General features: G+C 39.5%; 12 protein-coding genes. 8 read left to right on the top strand and 4 right to left on the bottom strand.

What is annotated here, in order from left to right:
- Nucleotides 1–164: 164 nt before the first annotated feature.
- Nucleotides 165–551 carry a gamma-glutamylcyclotransferase family protein gene (locus tag NSS70_RS17955; RefSeq protein WP_340882133.1) on the top strand — a complete coding sequence of 129 codons (387 nt, stop codon included), beginning with the start codon at nucleotides 165–167 and terminating at the stop codon, nucleotides 549–551.
- Nucleotides 552–807: 256 nt separating this feature from the next.
- On the opposite strand, the gene NSS70_RS17950 is transcribed toward NSS70_RS17955, so the two are convergent.
- Genes NSS70_RS17950 through NSS70_RS17935 form a run of 4 tightly spaced genes read right to left on the bottom strand, consistent with a single transcriptional unit; the run spans nucleotide 808 to nucleotide 5,983 of the window.
- Nucleotides 808–1,962 (bottom strand): mannitol-1-phosphate 5-dehydrogenase, encoded by a 1,155-nt coding sequence (locus NSS70_RS17950; protein WP_340882131.1) that lies wholly within the window; start codon nucleotides 1,960–1,962, stop codon nucleotides 808–810.
- Nucleotides 1,963–1,964: 2 nt separating this feature from the next.
- Entirely contained in the window at nucleotides 1,965–2,399 is a 435-nt protein-coding gene (locus NSS70_RS17945) for a PTS sugar transporter subunit IIA (protein ID WP_144598413.1), read from the bottom strand.
- 1 nt (nucleotide 2,400) lies between these two features.
- Nucleotides 2,401–4,503, bottom strand: coding sequence for a BglG family transcription antiterminator (locus NSS70_RS17940; protein WP_340882129.1), 2,103 nt, complete (start codon nucleotides 4,501–4,503; stop codon nucleotides 2,401–2,403).
- A gap of 40 nt (nucleotides 4,504–4,543) precedes the next feature.
- On the bottom strand, nucleotides 4,544–5,983 hold the full coding sequence (locus NSS70_RS17935; RefSeq protein ID WP_340882127.1) for a PTS mannitol transporter subunit IICB: 1,440 nt from the start codon (nucleotides 5,981–5,983) through the stop codon (nucleotides 4,544–4,546).
- 289 nt (nucleotides 5,984–6,272) lie between these two features.
- On the opposite strand from NSS70_RS17935, the gene NSS70_RS17930 reads away from it, so the two are divergent.
- The 7 genes from NSS70_RS17930 (at nucleotide 6,273) to NSS70_RS17900 (ending at nucleotide 15,697) form a co-directional block, all read left to right on the top strand.
- Nucleotides 6,273–8,048, top strand: coding sequence for a putative bifunctional diguanylate cyclase/phosphodiesterase (locus tag NSS70_RS17930; protein ID WP_340882569.1), 1,776 nt, complete (start codon nucleotides 6,273–6,275; stop codon nucleotides 8,046–8,048).
- 237 nt (nucleotides 8,049–8,285) lie between these two features.
- On the top strand, nucleotides 8,286–9,641 hold the full coding sequence (locus NSS70_RS17925; protein ID WP_340882124.1) for a hypothetical protein: 1,356 nt from the start codon (nucleotides 8,286–8,288) through the stop codon (nucleotides 9,639–9,641).
- A 179-nt stretch (nucleotides 9,642–9,820) separates the two neighbouring features.
- Nucleotides 9,821–11,248: an aldehyde dehydrogenase family protein gene (locus NSS70_RS17920; protein WP_063386821.1), complete on the top strand. Its 1,428-nt coding sequence runs from the start codon at nucleotides 9,821–9,823 to the stop codon at nucleotides 11,246–11,248.
- Between the two features lie 26 nt (nucleotides 11,249–11,274).
- Nucleotides 11,275–12,276, top strand: coding sequence for a zinc-dependent alcohol dehydrogenase (locus tag NSS70_RS17915; RefSeq protein ID WP_066250038.1), 1,002 nt, complete (start codon nucleotides 11,275–11,277; stop codon nucleotides 12,274–12,276).
- Complete coding sequence (locus NSS70_RS17910; RefSeq protein ID WP_340882119.1) at nucleotides 12,273–14,033, top strand: thiamine pyrophosphate-binding protein; 1,761 nt, start codon at nucleotides 12,273–12,275, stop codon at nucleotides 14,031–14,033. The genes NSS70_RS17915 and NSS70_RS17910 overlap by 4 nt, the downstream gene beginning before the upstream one ends.
- A 36-nt stretch (nucleotides 14,034–14,069) precedes the next feature.
- A complete protein-coding gene (locus tag NSS70_RS17905; RefSeq protein ID WP_242009354.1) occupies nucleotides 14,070–14,474 on the top strand; it encodes a cupin domain-containing protein in 405 nt (134 codons plus the stop codon).
- A gap of 200 nt (nucleotides 14,475–14,674) precedes the next feature.
- Entirely contained in the window at nucleotides 14,675–15,697 is a 1,023-nt protein-coding gene (locus NSS70_RS17900) for a TRAP transporter substrate-binding protein (protein WP_339210415.1), read from the top strand.
- Nucleotides 15,698–15,742: the final 45 nt, after the last annotated feature.

Here is a 15,742-nt window from a genome sequence, read left to right as displayed (position 1 = left end):
CGGTAGCTCTTTTCAATTGATTTGCCGCCTAGGAATAAATTTTTTTACATACTAGCTTTCATAGTCCCGCTGACCGGCTATGAATTTTTGAGGTGGGAAATCGCTCTTTTCAACTGACGTGTCGATGTTCACTGACCGGATTAAACTTTTTGAGGTGAGCTGCCATGCTTTATCAAGTTTTTGTGTATGGAACGTTGTTAGTCGGCGAAGCAAATCATCATGTTGTAGAGCCCTATTTAATCTCTTGCAAAAAGGGGCATGTGAAAGGCCGACTGTATGATGTAGGAGATTATCCAGCGCTTGTTCTTGATGAAGGAGAAGACGAAGTTGCCGGTGAATGGCTCATTGTAACAGAAGAAGGATTAAGGCAAATGGATTTGCTGGAGGATTTTATAGAAGGCCGGCCGAATAATGAGTATGAGCGTGTTTGGGTCAAGGATAGCAGGCGAAATATAGAAGGTTTTGTTTACGTATATTCCTTGAAAAAAGCGCAGCATCTTCCTATCATATATTCCAATTCATGGCGAGAGCATCGGAGAAATCAAAAGTAAAAGGCTGATTCAACACATTGCTTTTCAGCGATGTTGAGTCAGCCTTCTTATTGGTTGTTTGATTAATATGTTTTCTTGTTCATTGCATTCGATTGAGGGGCTGTCCAGAAGGTCAAATCCCTATTGAAGAACAAAAAATCATAAACATCGATATATCAACATTTCTAAAACATAAAAGGGAGCCGTCAATAAGCCAAAAAACGACTTATTAGACAGCCCCGTGTTTAAACAGGCAGAATGAACCATCCTGCTTACATTATTTCAATTTGATGAGCTGTTCATATTTTTCAAGAATTAGTTTTGTTAACGGGTCGTTTTCGTCAAGCTGGCTGTACTGATTCAAAGCTGCAGATGCTCCTTTTGTTTTAATGATTTCTTGCAATTCGACTGCCTCTTGGTCTTCTTTATAGTCAAACAATAGCGCAGCTGCTACGGCTGTTGCGAGATTTTCAGGTTTTTGACCGAATTCCATTAATCTTTTTGCTGGTAAAATTAATCGGTCGTTTGCGCCAAGCTTGCGAATAGGTGATCTGGCTACTCTAGTGACATTATCGGAAATTTGTTTGTTTTCAAATCTAGAGATAATCTTATCGATATATTTTTGATGCTCGGAACGATCAAAATGATAAGTTTTCGCCAGCATGTCGCCGGTTTCAGCTAGCGCGCCTTCTAAAATTGGGCGGACAAACGGGTCCAATACAGCTTTGTCGATTGTTTCTATATTTTTGAAATAGCCTAAATAAGCTGCAGTAGCATGTCCAGTGTTGACAGTAAATAGCTTGCGCTCAATATATGGATTTAAGTCGTCAACATAGGTGATTCCTTGAATATTTGGCAAGCTTCCTTTTATGTCTGTTTTTTCCACGACCCATTCAAAAAATGGTTCAACAGAAACTTTTAAAGGGTCCTCGTGGGTTTGTAATGGAACGATGCGGTCGACAGCTGCATTAGGAAAGCCAACATATTGATCCAATTTTTGTTTTTCTTCATCTGTAAGCGATTTGCGCACTTCTTCTTTTAATAATTGGCTGCCGCCGATCATATTTTCACATGCAATAATGTTTAAAGGCTGGACTGACTGTTTAAATCGTTCCTTAAGTCCTGAAGCGATTGTCGGTGCAATGATTTTTAAAATATTTGGACCGACAGCCGTTGTAATTAAGTCAGCTTGGCAAATGAGATCGATAACTTTGTCAGTTTGTTTTGCACTGTTAATTCCTTTTACACCTGTGACGGTGATTGTTTCTTTTTTTTCGCTGGCTAATTCGATGATATAACTTCCTCTTTTATTTAGCTCAGAGATAAGATTTTCATTCACGTCAAGAAAATATATTTCATAGTTAGCTTGATTTAGAAGAGCGCCGATGAATCCTCTTCCTATATTTCCAGCGCCGAACTGCAAAGCGATCATGTTTATTCCACCTCATTGAATAAATTGATTAATTCTTCTTTGGTTGCTGCATTGATTATACGGTCAACATTTTCTTCCTCTGAGCAAAGGATGGCGATTTTCGACAAGAGCTCCAAATGTTCGTTGTCTTTTCCGGCAATTCCGAACACTACTTTAGCAATGTTGCCTTCTCCATATTCTACGCCTTCAGGAATTTGAATAATGGAAATACCTGATGTTAAAATGTCTTTTTTTCCTTCGTCTGTTCCGTGTGGAATAGCTATATGGTTCCCCATATATGTGGAAGTGATTCGCTCTCTTTCAAGCATTTTAGTGATATAGTGTTCATTCACATACCCGTTTTCAACAAGTACCTTTCCGGCTAATTTAATAGCTTCCTCCTGATTGGACACCTTTGCATTTAAAACAATGTTGTCAGTTGTTAGTATTGGCTTCATCTCACTCACTCCAATTAAAAAATTTTTCTTTCATATAATGATGGAAAATCACATTCAGTTTATGATAGACGGCTGTTTCATCTCCGTTTTCAAATAATGCTAAACTGCTTTTGCTTTCAATAATAGCTGAACTGATTTGGCTTAATATTTCCAGCTTATTTTGAGTTAGCTGTTCAGGAGCTAAAAGCAGCAATATCCGGCTGATTTCCATCGCATTTCCGTCCATTCCGAGGACGTTGTCCGCTTTGTCCAAATCATAAATACGAAATAAAGGAATCAATACTTCTTCATCTTTTAAATGAAATAAAGCAATTTTTGTCCCGGGAATTCCCAATCCTCCTTTTTGTTCTCTCGCCAAAAGCTTCTTCGCAACGGATTCATCATTTGTGATCAATCTTTCTTTATGCAATGTGCGGGCGATTTCCAAAAGATTTTTTTTATGCTGTCCTGTATTTTCAAGCAAGCTCACATTGAAATGGAGCAAAACTGTTTTGATAATATCGCCCAGTTCAAAAAATTGATCGATGATGTGAATCATATCGTTTGAAGGATTTTTCCGGAAAGGAATGCCCGGAACATTGTTTTCGCTTCTTTTGAATTCTGTCAGCTTTTCATTCATGTACCTTTTTATTTTGGCGATATCATGCTCATTTAACAGCGGGTTAACTGTAATATATGGCACATGACGATACGGAAGATCGGTAGTTGAAATAATAATATCGTATTGGCTGACATCCAGCCTTTTTAAATCAATAAGAGAAGCAATATGAATGTTTTCTATTTCAGGAAACTCCTTGCGAAGTCTCGTTGCCAGCATTTTGGAAGAACCGATTCCGCTGGGGCAAACAACTAATCCCTGCAGCGAAATATTCTCCATCTTTGATTCTAAAGCGGAGCCAAAATGCAGTACGAGAAAGCCAATTTCATCCTCTGATAACTGAAGATCATAAAAGATTTTTTTTACCCCTTCTTCGACAGACGCGAAAAGGGCGGAAAATTTTGTTTTGATCTGTTGCAGCAGAGGATTGTGCGTATGAATCTTCTCTTTTGAACGTGTAATAGCAGGGACAAAATGGGCTACCAACCCTTGATATAAAGATTGATCTTCCGTCAAGGGAAAGCCGGTTTTGTTGGAAACAAATTCAATGAGCGCATGGACCTTTCTTGAAATGTCTACATCTACATCAAAGAAGGAAAAATCTTTATCTTCTTTTCTGCGCGCTCCTAATAAATGAGTCGCGACATAGCCGATTTCCGCTTCAGGAAACTTGACCTGAAAGGCTTTTTCCAATTCTTTGACGATCATGCGGGCGGATTCGAATTCTTTTGTGCCTTTCAATTCTTGAAAAACTTGAGGATCGATATCGATTGTTTCGCCTTTTTGGATTCTTTCCGCTGCCAGCATTAAATGGACTGCAAGAGCAATATAGGCACTGTCCGCAATAGAAAATAAAATGGTTTGCCGAAAATTTTCAAGTACTCCTTCAACCGTTTTTATTTTTTCTTCATCAATGATTTCAAAAATTTTTTCCCTTTTTTCATTTTTCTCTTCTTTTATCTGCCTTTCAATTGCTTGCAAAAAACTTTTTTCATCCAATTTCTCCATTATAATGTTTCCAAGGAGAGCCCTCTTTCCATTTTCTGGTCCAATGAGTTCTATTCCGTATCCTCTTTTTCGGATGAGCTTCAAATCAAATTGAGCAATCCATTCTTCGATTTGATCTAAATCATTGCTTACGGTTGCAGAAGTGACGTTTAATTTTTCAGCTAGTGTAAACAGTTTTAGAGGCTCGCTGGCCTCTAAAAGTGAACATAGGATAAGCACTTTTCTTTCTTCCTGGCTAAAGTCTGTGTGCTCTCCAGATCGGATATCTTTTAATAAATTTTGTTTCCGCAGCGATGGACCGAATAAGCGAATTCCTTTTCCTTGCAGGCTGTCAATATAAAGACCATATTTTTTTATCACTTTTTTTATATTTTTAAGCTCCCGGTGAACTGTTCTTGAGCTGACGTTTAATCGTTCAGCGATCTCTTTTGTGGAAATGTGTCGGTCCTCCTGCAGCATTAATTCGATGATTTCCCGTTCTCTCGCCCGCAAGTACATGGAATTCACCCCTTTTAAAGTGCACAGCTGTGCAATCTGCTTATGACTGTTCTTTTAATTTTTCTAGCAGTTCATCGTACTTAGGACTGTTTAAGAAATTCTCAACAGAAATGTGTGTTGCATTAGGAAGCTTTGCTTTTGCTCTATCTGTTAAATCTTTATGTGTAAATACAATGTCTGCGTCATCAGGCAAATTGTTGATGGCAGTGTTTGTTACTTCGATATTTAACCCAGCTTTTTGGACTTTGTTTCGCAAAATGGAAGCGCCCATTGCACTGGATCCCATGCCTGCGTCACAAGCAAAAACAATCTTTTGGACATTGGCTAATTCATTTTCTTGCAGCTCGGCATCTCCGCTGTCTTTTTGCGCTTGATTTGTGAGCATTTCTGCTGCTTTGCTTTCTTTACCTTTTAATTGCTGCATTTTCTCTGCTGCTGCTGATAAGTCTTCCTCGCTGTCTGCTTTCGCTGCTTTTAAGATGATGCTTGAGATGAGGAATGAAACAGCAGTTGCAACAATAACACCAGCCAACACACTTATATAATGTCCTTTTGGAGTCATAATCATTAATGCAATAATACTTCCCGGTGAAGGCACTGCCACAAGTCCGGCATCAAAAAGTAAGAATGTTAACACTCCGCTCGCTCCACCGGCAATAGCAGCTAAAATTAATAATGGTCTCATTAAAATATAAGGGAAGTAAATTTCGTGAATTCCGCCCAAAAAGTGAATAATGGCTGCACCAGGAGCAGTTTGTTTAGAATTTCCTTTTCCAAACAGCATATAGGCAAGCAAAATTCCTAGACCTGGCCCTGGATTCGTTTCAAGCAAAAATAAAACGGATTTGCCTGTTTCTGCTGCTTGTTCAATTCCGAGCGGGCTTAAAATTCCATGATTAATCGCATTATTTAAAAACAGCACTTTTCCGGGTTCGATAAATATACTTGCGAGCGGAAGCAGGTTGGCATCGACAATGAATTTAACTCCACCTGCCAAAATGCCGCTCAAAGTTAAGACAATCGGGCCGATTCCTAAAAAAGCAATAATCGTTAAAATAGCAGCGACAATACCAGCTGAAAAATTGTTGACAAGCATCTCAAATCCGGATTTAACTTTTCCTTGGAACAGTCTGTCCACTTGCTTTATAATATACCCACCAAGAGGGCCCATTATCATGGCACCTAAAAACATTGGAATGTCCGCTCCAACGATTACTCCCATCGTTGCGGTTGCACCCACAACTCCTCCGCGCAGATCATACACCATGCGTCCGCCGGTAAAACCAATTAGAAGCGGCAACAAATATTGTATCATCGGATTCACTAGTTTTGCTAAAGCTTCATTTGGTGTCCAACCAGTCGGTATAAATAACGCAGTGATGAGTCCCCACGCAATAAATGCGCCGATATTTGGCATAATCATTCCGCTTAAGTAACTGCCGAATCTCTGTATTTTTACTTTAAGATTTGATTCTGCCATTGTGTTCACCCCTTTTATTTTTTTAGAATAATGTTTCTACATTTTAAATTTTAAAGCGTTATCATTGCGAGTCTCAATTTAAAGAAAAGTCAAGTTTGTCACTTTTGCTGCTGACAAAATTTATTTGAAGTTTAACCAAACGCATGCTTTTTATCCTTCTTTTTAGCTATTTTTTGGCATCTATCAGATGACAAATTTCCTGTATTTTATTACTATAAATGTAACTTCTATTTTCTGTATAAGGTGCTTGAAAATGGAATCGTATTATGTGGAGGGTATCGTAGTGGGGATGAAAAGACACGAAGCTCTGGAAGAGATTGAGAGAGTGCTGGGTATACGGGCTGTTGAAGTGCTGACTCATGTTGGAGAAGAATACTTTCGCTCCCTTGTTAAGTATATTGCAGAAACATTACATGCGCCAATAGTCCTGGTCGGAGAAGTGGACGAAACATCTTCAAAAATAAATGTACTAGCAATGTATCGAAACGGAAATTTGTCTGATGGAGATGTTCAGCCAATACTAGCTTTGGAAAGTTCTTTAAAGGAAGCGAGCTTTTACGAAAAATTTATTCACCAGTTATTCTCTAGATTAAAGGGAGATATAGAAGGCGCCGGTTATTTGGAAGTGCCTCTTAAAAGCTACAAAGGGGAGATCATTGGGCTCATTTTTATTATAAACATAGAGACGACTGAGACAAAGGAGAAAGCCGAAACGATTTTTCGCTTGTTTAGGGATCGGACTGCGAAGGAAATAGCTAGGAATAAAAAGGAAAAAAGATTATTAAAGCTGGCACACTACGATTCGTTGACTAATTTATTAGAACGGGCTACTTTTCGAAAAATGGTTGATGAAGAAATAGGAAAACATCCTGAAATAAAAAGAGGCTTTTTCTTTATTGACATTGACAATTTTAAAATGATCAATGATTCTTTCGGGCATAAGAAGGGAGACGAGCTGTTAGTCAAATTTGCAAAACGATTAAAAGATATAATGAAAAACGAAAACGCGCTTCTTTGCCGCAATAGCGGCGATGAATTTGTCATCATGCTGAGAGATGTAGAAAAGGATCAAGTTTATAATTTAGCTGCAAACCTTGTCAATGAGCTTCAATATCCACTAATTTTAGGAGAAAATGCTGTGTTTATCACAGTAAGCATAGGAGTTTCTTTTTTTCCTGAGCATGGCCACAATGCAGACACACTGATCCATCATGCTGACTTAGCCATGTATGAGGCAAAAAAGGATGGGAAAAGCACATATCGCTTCTATCAATCTTTTATGGAGCATCATTACGAACGTTTTCTCCTGAAGCAGGAGCTGCGGCGCGGTATTGCCAATAACGAGTTTGTCTTATATTATCAGCCGAAAGTTGACATAATTCAAAGGAGAACCATCGGGTTTGAGGCTTTAGTTCGATGGAATCACCCGGAGAAAGGGTTTCTTTCCCCATCAGAATTTATTGAGTTGGCTGAAGAAGATAATACGATTGAATTGATAGGAAACTTAGGATTGGATGAAGCGTGTAAACAGCTTAAATGCTGGCAGGAGGAATTTAGTAATAAACAATTAACGATTGCGGTCAATATGTCGGCACGTAAATTTTTTCATAGTGATTTAGTTCATCAAGTCCAGGAATCGATTTCAAAATACAAGCTGCCGTATTCTTCGCTTGTCATCGAAATAACGGAAACAACGGCCATAAAAGATTTTGAACATGCGGTAAAAATTATTCAAAAGCTCCAATCATTAGGTGTGCACATTCATCTGGACGATTTCGGCAAAGGTTTTTCCTCTCTTTATTATTTGAATAGACTTCCTGTCAATGCAATTAAGATCGACCGTTCGTTTATACAACAAATCGGGGAGGGGCAAAAGGAAAATCCAATCGTCAACGCCATCATCGCAATGGCTCATTCTCTAAATTTGGATGTCATTGCAGAAGGGGTCGAGACAAATGTTCAGCTCAAATATTTGCTAGGGAAGGGCTGTCATATTATGCAAGGATACTATTTCAGTAAACCTTTGCCAGCGGATAAAGCCGGGGATTATTTAAGAAGAATGTAAATAATGATTCACTTCTGCCTCCATTTCTCAAGCCGTTTTGAGAGAGGAGGCATTTATTTTTTTGGATCGGCGTGTTATCAGAGTGCGTTTTTTCATATAAAAGATGCCGGCATATCGAGTCCGGTCTTTTTGTTTTGTAAAAATGTTTATGTGTTTGATAGACTGTGTTATGTTAAGGGAAGATCCCGTAGATTATGTATTAGTATATTTTGAGAAAGAAAGGATGAGGGAAAGGTTTTGCGCATTTTTGTGTATACAGTTTTGATAGCTATTTATATTTTATCTCGTTTTTTTCATGCCCCAGTCATAAGCTATAGCACTGGAGCTGTCGCTTTGGTAGCACTCGCAATTTCAGCGGTTTATGCCAGAGGACTATATCTCATTTCAGGTGCCATATTTTTATTGATTGGATTTGTTTTATTTATTCAAAGTAAGCAGCCATGGCATACGTTTATTTTGCATTTTGAGCAAGTGCTTGGTTTGCTTTCATTGTTTTTCGTATTGCCATTTATGAATTCCATCATTCGTGTCGGAAGGTATGATAAACATTTAAGCTTGTTACTTCAGGATCAAGCTGCTGATCTGAACCATTTATATCGGCGAAGCTCAGGAGTTTGTCATATACTCGGTCTATTTTTAAATATTGCTACAGCCCCCCTTCTTATTAAATCATTAAATGTTATCCTGCATGATTTGCCCAAAAAAGTGCTAACGAAATTTTATTCGCAAAACTTGCTGCGCGCCTATGCTTTATGTCTTACTTGGAGCCCGATGGAGGTGATGGTGAGTTCAACGATAGACATTACAAAAGTGCAGTATTTTATCATTTTTCCAATTTTGCTTTCGATGGCAATCATAATGCTTGGGTTTGATTGGCTCATGTCTTCGTATAAATATAAAGGTATCCAAATCGCCTTTCATACACCTCATTTTTTTAATAAGAAAAAGGGTTATAAAAAAGCTTTTGAATTAATCGGAATGCTGCTTTTGTTTATTTTCATGGTGTCGACTGTTCAACATTTTTTACAAAAAGGTTTTCTGTTTTCTGTTGTATTATTGATTATCCCATTTTCTGCTATTTGGTCTTTGTTTATTAAAAAAGGAAAAAGATATTTTACAGTTGCAATCCAGCATTGGAAAGAGCGGACAAGGGGATTAGCCAATTACTTTTTCATGTTTTTGGGAGCAGGTTTATTTGTAGAAATGCTGGCAGACTCGCAATTACTATCATTTTTAAAACCTGTTTTTGAATTAGGAACTGAAAAGACGTTGATTTTATATAGTACAATAGGACTTTATTTTTTCATTACATCGTTAATTGGTTTTCACCCTTTAGTAGGTTTTGCTTTATTGGCAGAGCTCTTGCAGCCGTTTTTAGTCGACATACCACCAATTCCGCTATCCATTGTGTTAATATGCAGCAGCTTGTCGACTGTGATGTTCAGCCCTTTTAATATATCAGTATCAATTTTGTCTGATGAATTAAGCGCACAATCTTATCGGATCGGTTCATGGAATATGATTTTTGCATTAGGGTACATTGGGTTCGGCATTGTGGTAGCATGTTTAGTTGAAATGTTTTTTATGTATTGACACCGTTTACAATAAAACTTATAATCTTCTTAAAAAGAGATTATTTTCAAAATTCCCAACAATAAATATTTTTTAGATCGATCTAATAGTATTTTAGATCGATCTAAAAAGCTCGGATATTGGATCGATCTAATAGAAGAGTAAACAGAGCCAAATCGATGTGATAAGCAGGTGATTAGATGAGAAAAGCTCAGCCATTTATTAACGGATGTTGGATCAATTCGGGGCGGCCAGTAGTACAGGTGCGGAGCCCTTATTCTGGCGAAATAATCGGTGAGCAGCTGCTGTCAACAAAGGAAGATGTTGAAAATGCTTTATCCTCAGCATTTCAAGCAAAAAAAGAGATTGCAGGAATTCCAGTTTACGAGAGAGCCAATATTTTAAAAAAAGCATCTTCCTTGCTAGACAGCAGAAAAGAGACATTCGCAAAATTTATTTCCGAGGAACTCGGCAAGCCATTGAAAAACACATTGGATGAAGTATCCCGCTCGGTTGAAACATTGGAACAATCAGCGGAAGAAGCAAAACGGCTGATCGGAGAAACGATACCGGGAAGCGCTTCGCAGCGCGGAACGAAAGCATTGGCCATGACGTTTCGTGTTCCGGTTGGGGTTGTTGCAGCTATCACCCCATTTAATGCGCCGTTAAATCTCATTTGTCATAAGATCGGACCTGCATTTGCAGCCGGAAACAGTGTTGTGTTAAAGCCTGCTCCTCAGACGCCTTTAATTGCAGCGGAACTGCTGAAGCTTCTGCTTGAAGCAGGCTTTCCAAAACACGGTATTAATATGGTGCTAGGAGGAGCAGAAGTCGGTCAGCAAATTGTTCAGGATGACCGGGTCAATGTCATTTCGTTTACAGGTGGAGTTGCTGCCAGCCGTAATATATGTGACTTGGCTGGAATGAAAAAAGTGCTGTTAGAGCTAGGAGGAAATGCCGCAACCATTGTACACGAAGATGCTGATTTAAAGAGAGCGGCAGCTTTATGTGCCTTAACAGGCTACAGCAATTCCGGTCAAAGCTGCATTTCCGTTCAAAGAATTTATGTACACGAGACTGTCGTTGAGCCGTTTACAAAACTTTTCAAAGAGAAAGTGGAGCAATTAAAGGTTGGAGATCCATTATCGCCGGATACAGATATTGGCTGTTTGGTGGATGAACGAGCGGCGGAACGCGTTATGAATTGGATCAAGGAAGCAGTCCAATCCGGAGCCGAGTTGATTACCGGAGGAAAACAGCAGGGGGCGACAGTTGAGCCGACTGTTCTTCTGAATCCGCCGAAGCAAAGCAAAGTTGTATGTGAAGAAGTGTTCGGCCCGATTGTCAGCATTATTCCGTATTGTACGATTGAAGAGGCAATAGCGGAAACAAATAATTCGTCCTTTGGACTTCAAGCGGGATTATTTACAAACCGCATGGATGTCATTTATCAAGCAGCTAAGGAGCTGGAAGTAGGAGGCGTTGTAATCAACGGCACTTCAAATTTCCGGCTTGACCATTGGCCTTACGGCGGTGTGAAAAATAGCGGGATTGGCCGGGAGGGGCCGCGTTATGCAATTCAGGAAATGACAGAAATGAAGATGATTGTTTTTCAAGATCCTTATTGAATGAAACAAACATGGTGGTGTACAGATTGATTGAGCTATATGTAAAAAAACCGAACGAACTAGAGCTGCGGCATAACAACTCAGTTCCAGCTCCAAAAGGCGATGAGGTAAAAATTCAATTAGTATATGGAGGGATTTGCGGTTCTGATTTAAGTGTTTATAAAGGAAAGCTCCCTTATGCAAAATATCCCGTTCGCGCCGGCCACGAACTTGTTGGGGTGATTGTGGAAAAAGGGGAACAAGCTTCATTTAAAATTGGAACAAGGTGCGTTGTTTTACCGAATACATTTTGTGGAGTATGCGATCAATGCCAAAAAGGTTTGACAAATATATGCCGAAACAAGAAATCGTTAGGCGTAAATATTGATGGAGGGTTTGCCCAAGAGTTCAACATTTCTTCCAAATATGTTTTAGCAGTGCCTGATGACTTGCCGAATAAAAAAGCAGTTCTCGTAGAGCCGCTCGCAGTTATCGTCCATGCCTTTAAAAAGGTCAATGTGGAAAAAAATATGAAGGTAGCTGTCGTCGGCTGCGGGAATGAAGGAATGCTGGCAGCGGCGCTCGCCCATTATTTAGGTGCAAAAGTGACAGCGATTGACATCAATCAGCACAAGCTTGATTTAGTTAGAGAAATCGGTGATATTTCAGTTTTCTTGCCGCATGAGATTGAATCGCTTGAAACGTTTGACGTTGTATTTGAAGCAGCCGGTACAAAGGTTTCAGTTGAAAGCGCTGTAAAATTGGCGAAGCCAGGAGGAGCTGTCGTTTTGATTGGGCTGGCGCAGGAGGCGAATTTTCCGATTGTCCATATTGTGCGCAGTGAAATCACAATATATGGTTCAATAATTTATCAATTTCCAGATGACTATTTGCAAGCGATTGAATATCTACGGGATCCTGAGTTTTCCGTCGAACAAATTGTTTCTAAAATTTTTTCCATTACCGACTACAAGGAAGCTTATGAAACGGCCGCTTCCGGAAATGCTGGAAAAGTTATTTTAAGCTTTAAGGAGGCAGAAAAATTATGAAAAAGCTGGTTTCCGATCAACTCGTTCAATATTTGGAAAACCGCGGGGTTGAACATATTTTTGGTCTTTGCGGCCACACAAACATTGCTGTTTTAGCCGCTTTAGAAAAAAGCTCCATCAAGTTTGTAAATGTAAGGCATGAGCAAATTGCTGCACATATGGCAGACGGGTATGCGAGGGCAAAAAAAGAAGCGGCAGTTGTCTTAAGCCATCTTGGACCAGGATTGACGAACGCTGCAACAGGTGTTGCAAATGCCGCTTTAGATTCCATTCCGATGGTTGTCATTGCAGGGGATGTACCGAGTCATTTCTATGGAAAGCACCCACATCAAGAAATTAACCTGCATGCAGATGCATCCCAATACGAAATATACCGCCCGTTTGTTAAACGTGCATGGCGGGTTGACCGGCCGGATCTGTTTCCGGAAATTTTAGAAAAAGCATTTCAATTAGCTGAAAGCGGAAGACCAGGACCTGTTTTAGTATCTGTGCCAATGGATATTTTCTCGAAGGAGGTCGATGTTGCTTTATTTGAAAAATTGAATCATCATACGAAAAAGTTGCATAAGCCTTCTATCGATAACGAGACTGCAAAAGAAATTGTCGAAAAACTAATCAAGGCGGAAAATCCATTGATTTATGCTGGAGGAGGCATTATGCTAGCCGATGCTTCCAAAGAATTGAAGGAATTAGCTGAACATTTTGACATTCCTGTTGCCTACACATTAATGGGCAAGGGAGCCATTGCCGACGATCATCCATTAGCCTTGGGCATGACAGGCTTCTGGGGAACAAAATTTGTGAATGATATGTGTTTGCATGCAGATTTGATTTTAGCACTCGGCACAAGATTTTCAGAGGCGGATTGCAGCTCCTGGGAGCCGGAATACACCTTTAACATTCCGAAAACGAAATTGATTCATATTGATATTGATCCGAACGAGATTGGAAGAAATTATCCGACTGAAATCGGAATTGTGGCAGATTTAAAACAAGCGCTTTCCGTAATAAACCGGGTGGCGAAAGAGCTCGTTCCAAAGGGAAAAGAAAATAAAGAGCTGAAACAGAAAATTTCTCAATATAAACAAGAATTTCGTAAACAGAATGAGGAACATATTTGCAATGACTGCTATCCGATGCGTCCGGAGCGGATTTTACAAGAAGTGCGTGAAGTGCTGCCAAGAAATGCTTTTATAACAACGGATGTCGGCTGGAATAAAAATGGGGTTGGACAGCAATTTCCGGTATATGAAGCGGGCACTATTTTCACGCCTGGGGGCTATTGCACGATGGGCTTTGGTGCGCCCGCAGCATTAGGAGTAAAAATAGCGCATCCAGATAAAGTGGTCGTTTCATTAGTCGGTGATGGAGGCTTCGGACAAAATCCGGCGCTTCTTGCCACCGCTGTTGAAGAAAATATTCCGGTTGTCTGGGTGATCATGAACAATCATGCTTTTGGAACCATAGCCGGACTGGAAAAAGCCCACTTCGACACAACCTATGGAACGGTATTTCGAAAAGATGGAAAGCCGTATTCACCTGATTATGCAGCCATTGCGAAGGCTTACGGTGTGGAAGGTGTAAAAGTTCAAGCTGCAGAGGAATTCAAGCCAGCATTGCAGCGGGCCATTGAAGCAAATAAACCGTTTGTGATTGATGTGGAGATGATCAATGTACCAACGCCGACAGCAGGACATTGGAATATTATGGACATCTATTCCCCGGATAGGAAAGTTCACCATGTTTCAGTGGATTAAAACATTTCCAATTAAATTATGAAGGAGGAATTGATTATGCCGAAAACGAGCGCAGGCATGAAAATTAAAGTTCTTGATCCTTTTCAAGACGCTAAAACATTATGGTTAGGGCTGGATAAGCCGGAGTTGAACCAGATTCGCAAGGTTTTCCAGCTGATTACCCCGCAAACTGTAGGATCTAAACATATTATGGCTGGAATTACGATTTTTTCCCCCGGGGAAGCAAGCTCCCTTCACAACCATCCAGAATCTGAAGAAATGGACGTAGTTATAAAAGGTTCAGGAGAAGTGGTTGATGGAAATGGAAACCGCCGTCCATTTAAAGAAGGAGACTATATGTTCATACCCGAGGGCGAATATCACCAGCATGTTAATACAGGAAATGAACCGCTTTGGTTGTTATGGTGCTATAGCCCGCAAGGAAGCCTGCCAGAAGATTAAAGAAGCAATTTTTTGCAGGAAAACAAAAACGATCATTTTCAAAAAGATGGACTAAGAAAGGGGTTATTGACAGGGTAGAAATGAGGATAATCCATGCCATGTCAGCCCTTTTCTGCTCCCCCAAACGCCTAGTTATTAATAAAATCAAAACTATAAACCTTTCGAAAATCAAATTGATTGTAAGATAGGAGTGTGAAAAAATGAAAAAAATTTCTTTCATCTTAATATCTTGTTTGTTGCTGTTAGTCGGATGTTCAAGCGGTTCGAGTTCGGGAGAAAATAATGAATCAGGCTCAAAATCTTCAGAAACTAAAATTATGAAATTGGCAGTGGCGACTACAAAAGAACGCTCTCTCTCAAAAGGACTTTATAAATTTGGTGAAATCGTCGAAAAAGAAACAAATGGATCTATTAAAGTTGAAGTATATCCCGACGGACAGCTCGGAGGGGATTTAGAAGTATTTGAAGGATTAAAAATGGGATCTATTCAAGGATCAACCATGTCGACTGGGCCGATCGCATCTTTCGCTCCAAGATTTAACGTATTGGACTTACCTTTTTTATTTAAAGACAGAGAAACCGCTTACAAAGTTTTGGATGGCGAAATTGGGCAAGAATTAATGAAAGATCTGGAAGGCACAGGTGTTATTGGTATAAACTACTGGGAAAACGGGTTTCGCCATTTAACGAACAACGTCAAAGAGGTTAAAAGTGTCGATGATATTAAAGGATTAAAAATTCGTACGCTTGAAAACAAGCTTCATATTGATCTGTGGAAAGAATTAGGGGCGAATCCTGTTCCGATGGCTTTTACAGAGCTGTTTACTGCACTTGAACAAGGGGTTGTCGATGGACAGGAGAATCCTGTTGGAAACGTTGCAGCTAATAAAATGTATGAGGTTCAAAAGTACATTACAAAAACCGGTCACGTGTATAATGCAAGCCCGTTTTTAATAAGCGAAAAGTTTTGGAAAACACTTTCCAGTGAAGAACAAGAGATCATAAAAAAAGCAGCTGAAGAAGCGAAAGAATATCAGCGTCAGTTAAATGCAGAAGAAGATGAAGAATTATTTAAAGAGATTGAAAAAGAGGGGATGGTTGTTACAGAGTTAACAGATGAACAAAAGCAAACGTTTATTGACAAAGTACAGCCAATTTATAAAAAATACGGAAAAGAATTTGGTGAAGATCTAGTTGCTAAATTATTGGAGGCAGGCAAATAAATGATGACACTATTTAACTCTTAGGAGTGTGCTCACTCTTAAGAG

It is taken from the genome of Aeribacillus sp. FSL K6-2848 (assembly GCF_038004325.1).
Lineage (GTDB): Bacteria > Bacillota > Bacilli > Bacillales > Aeribacillaceae > Aeribacillus > Aeribacillus composti.
This window is presented reverse-complemented; position numbering and strand designations above follow the sequence as displayed.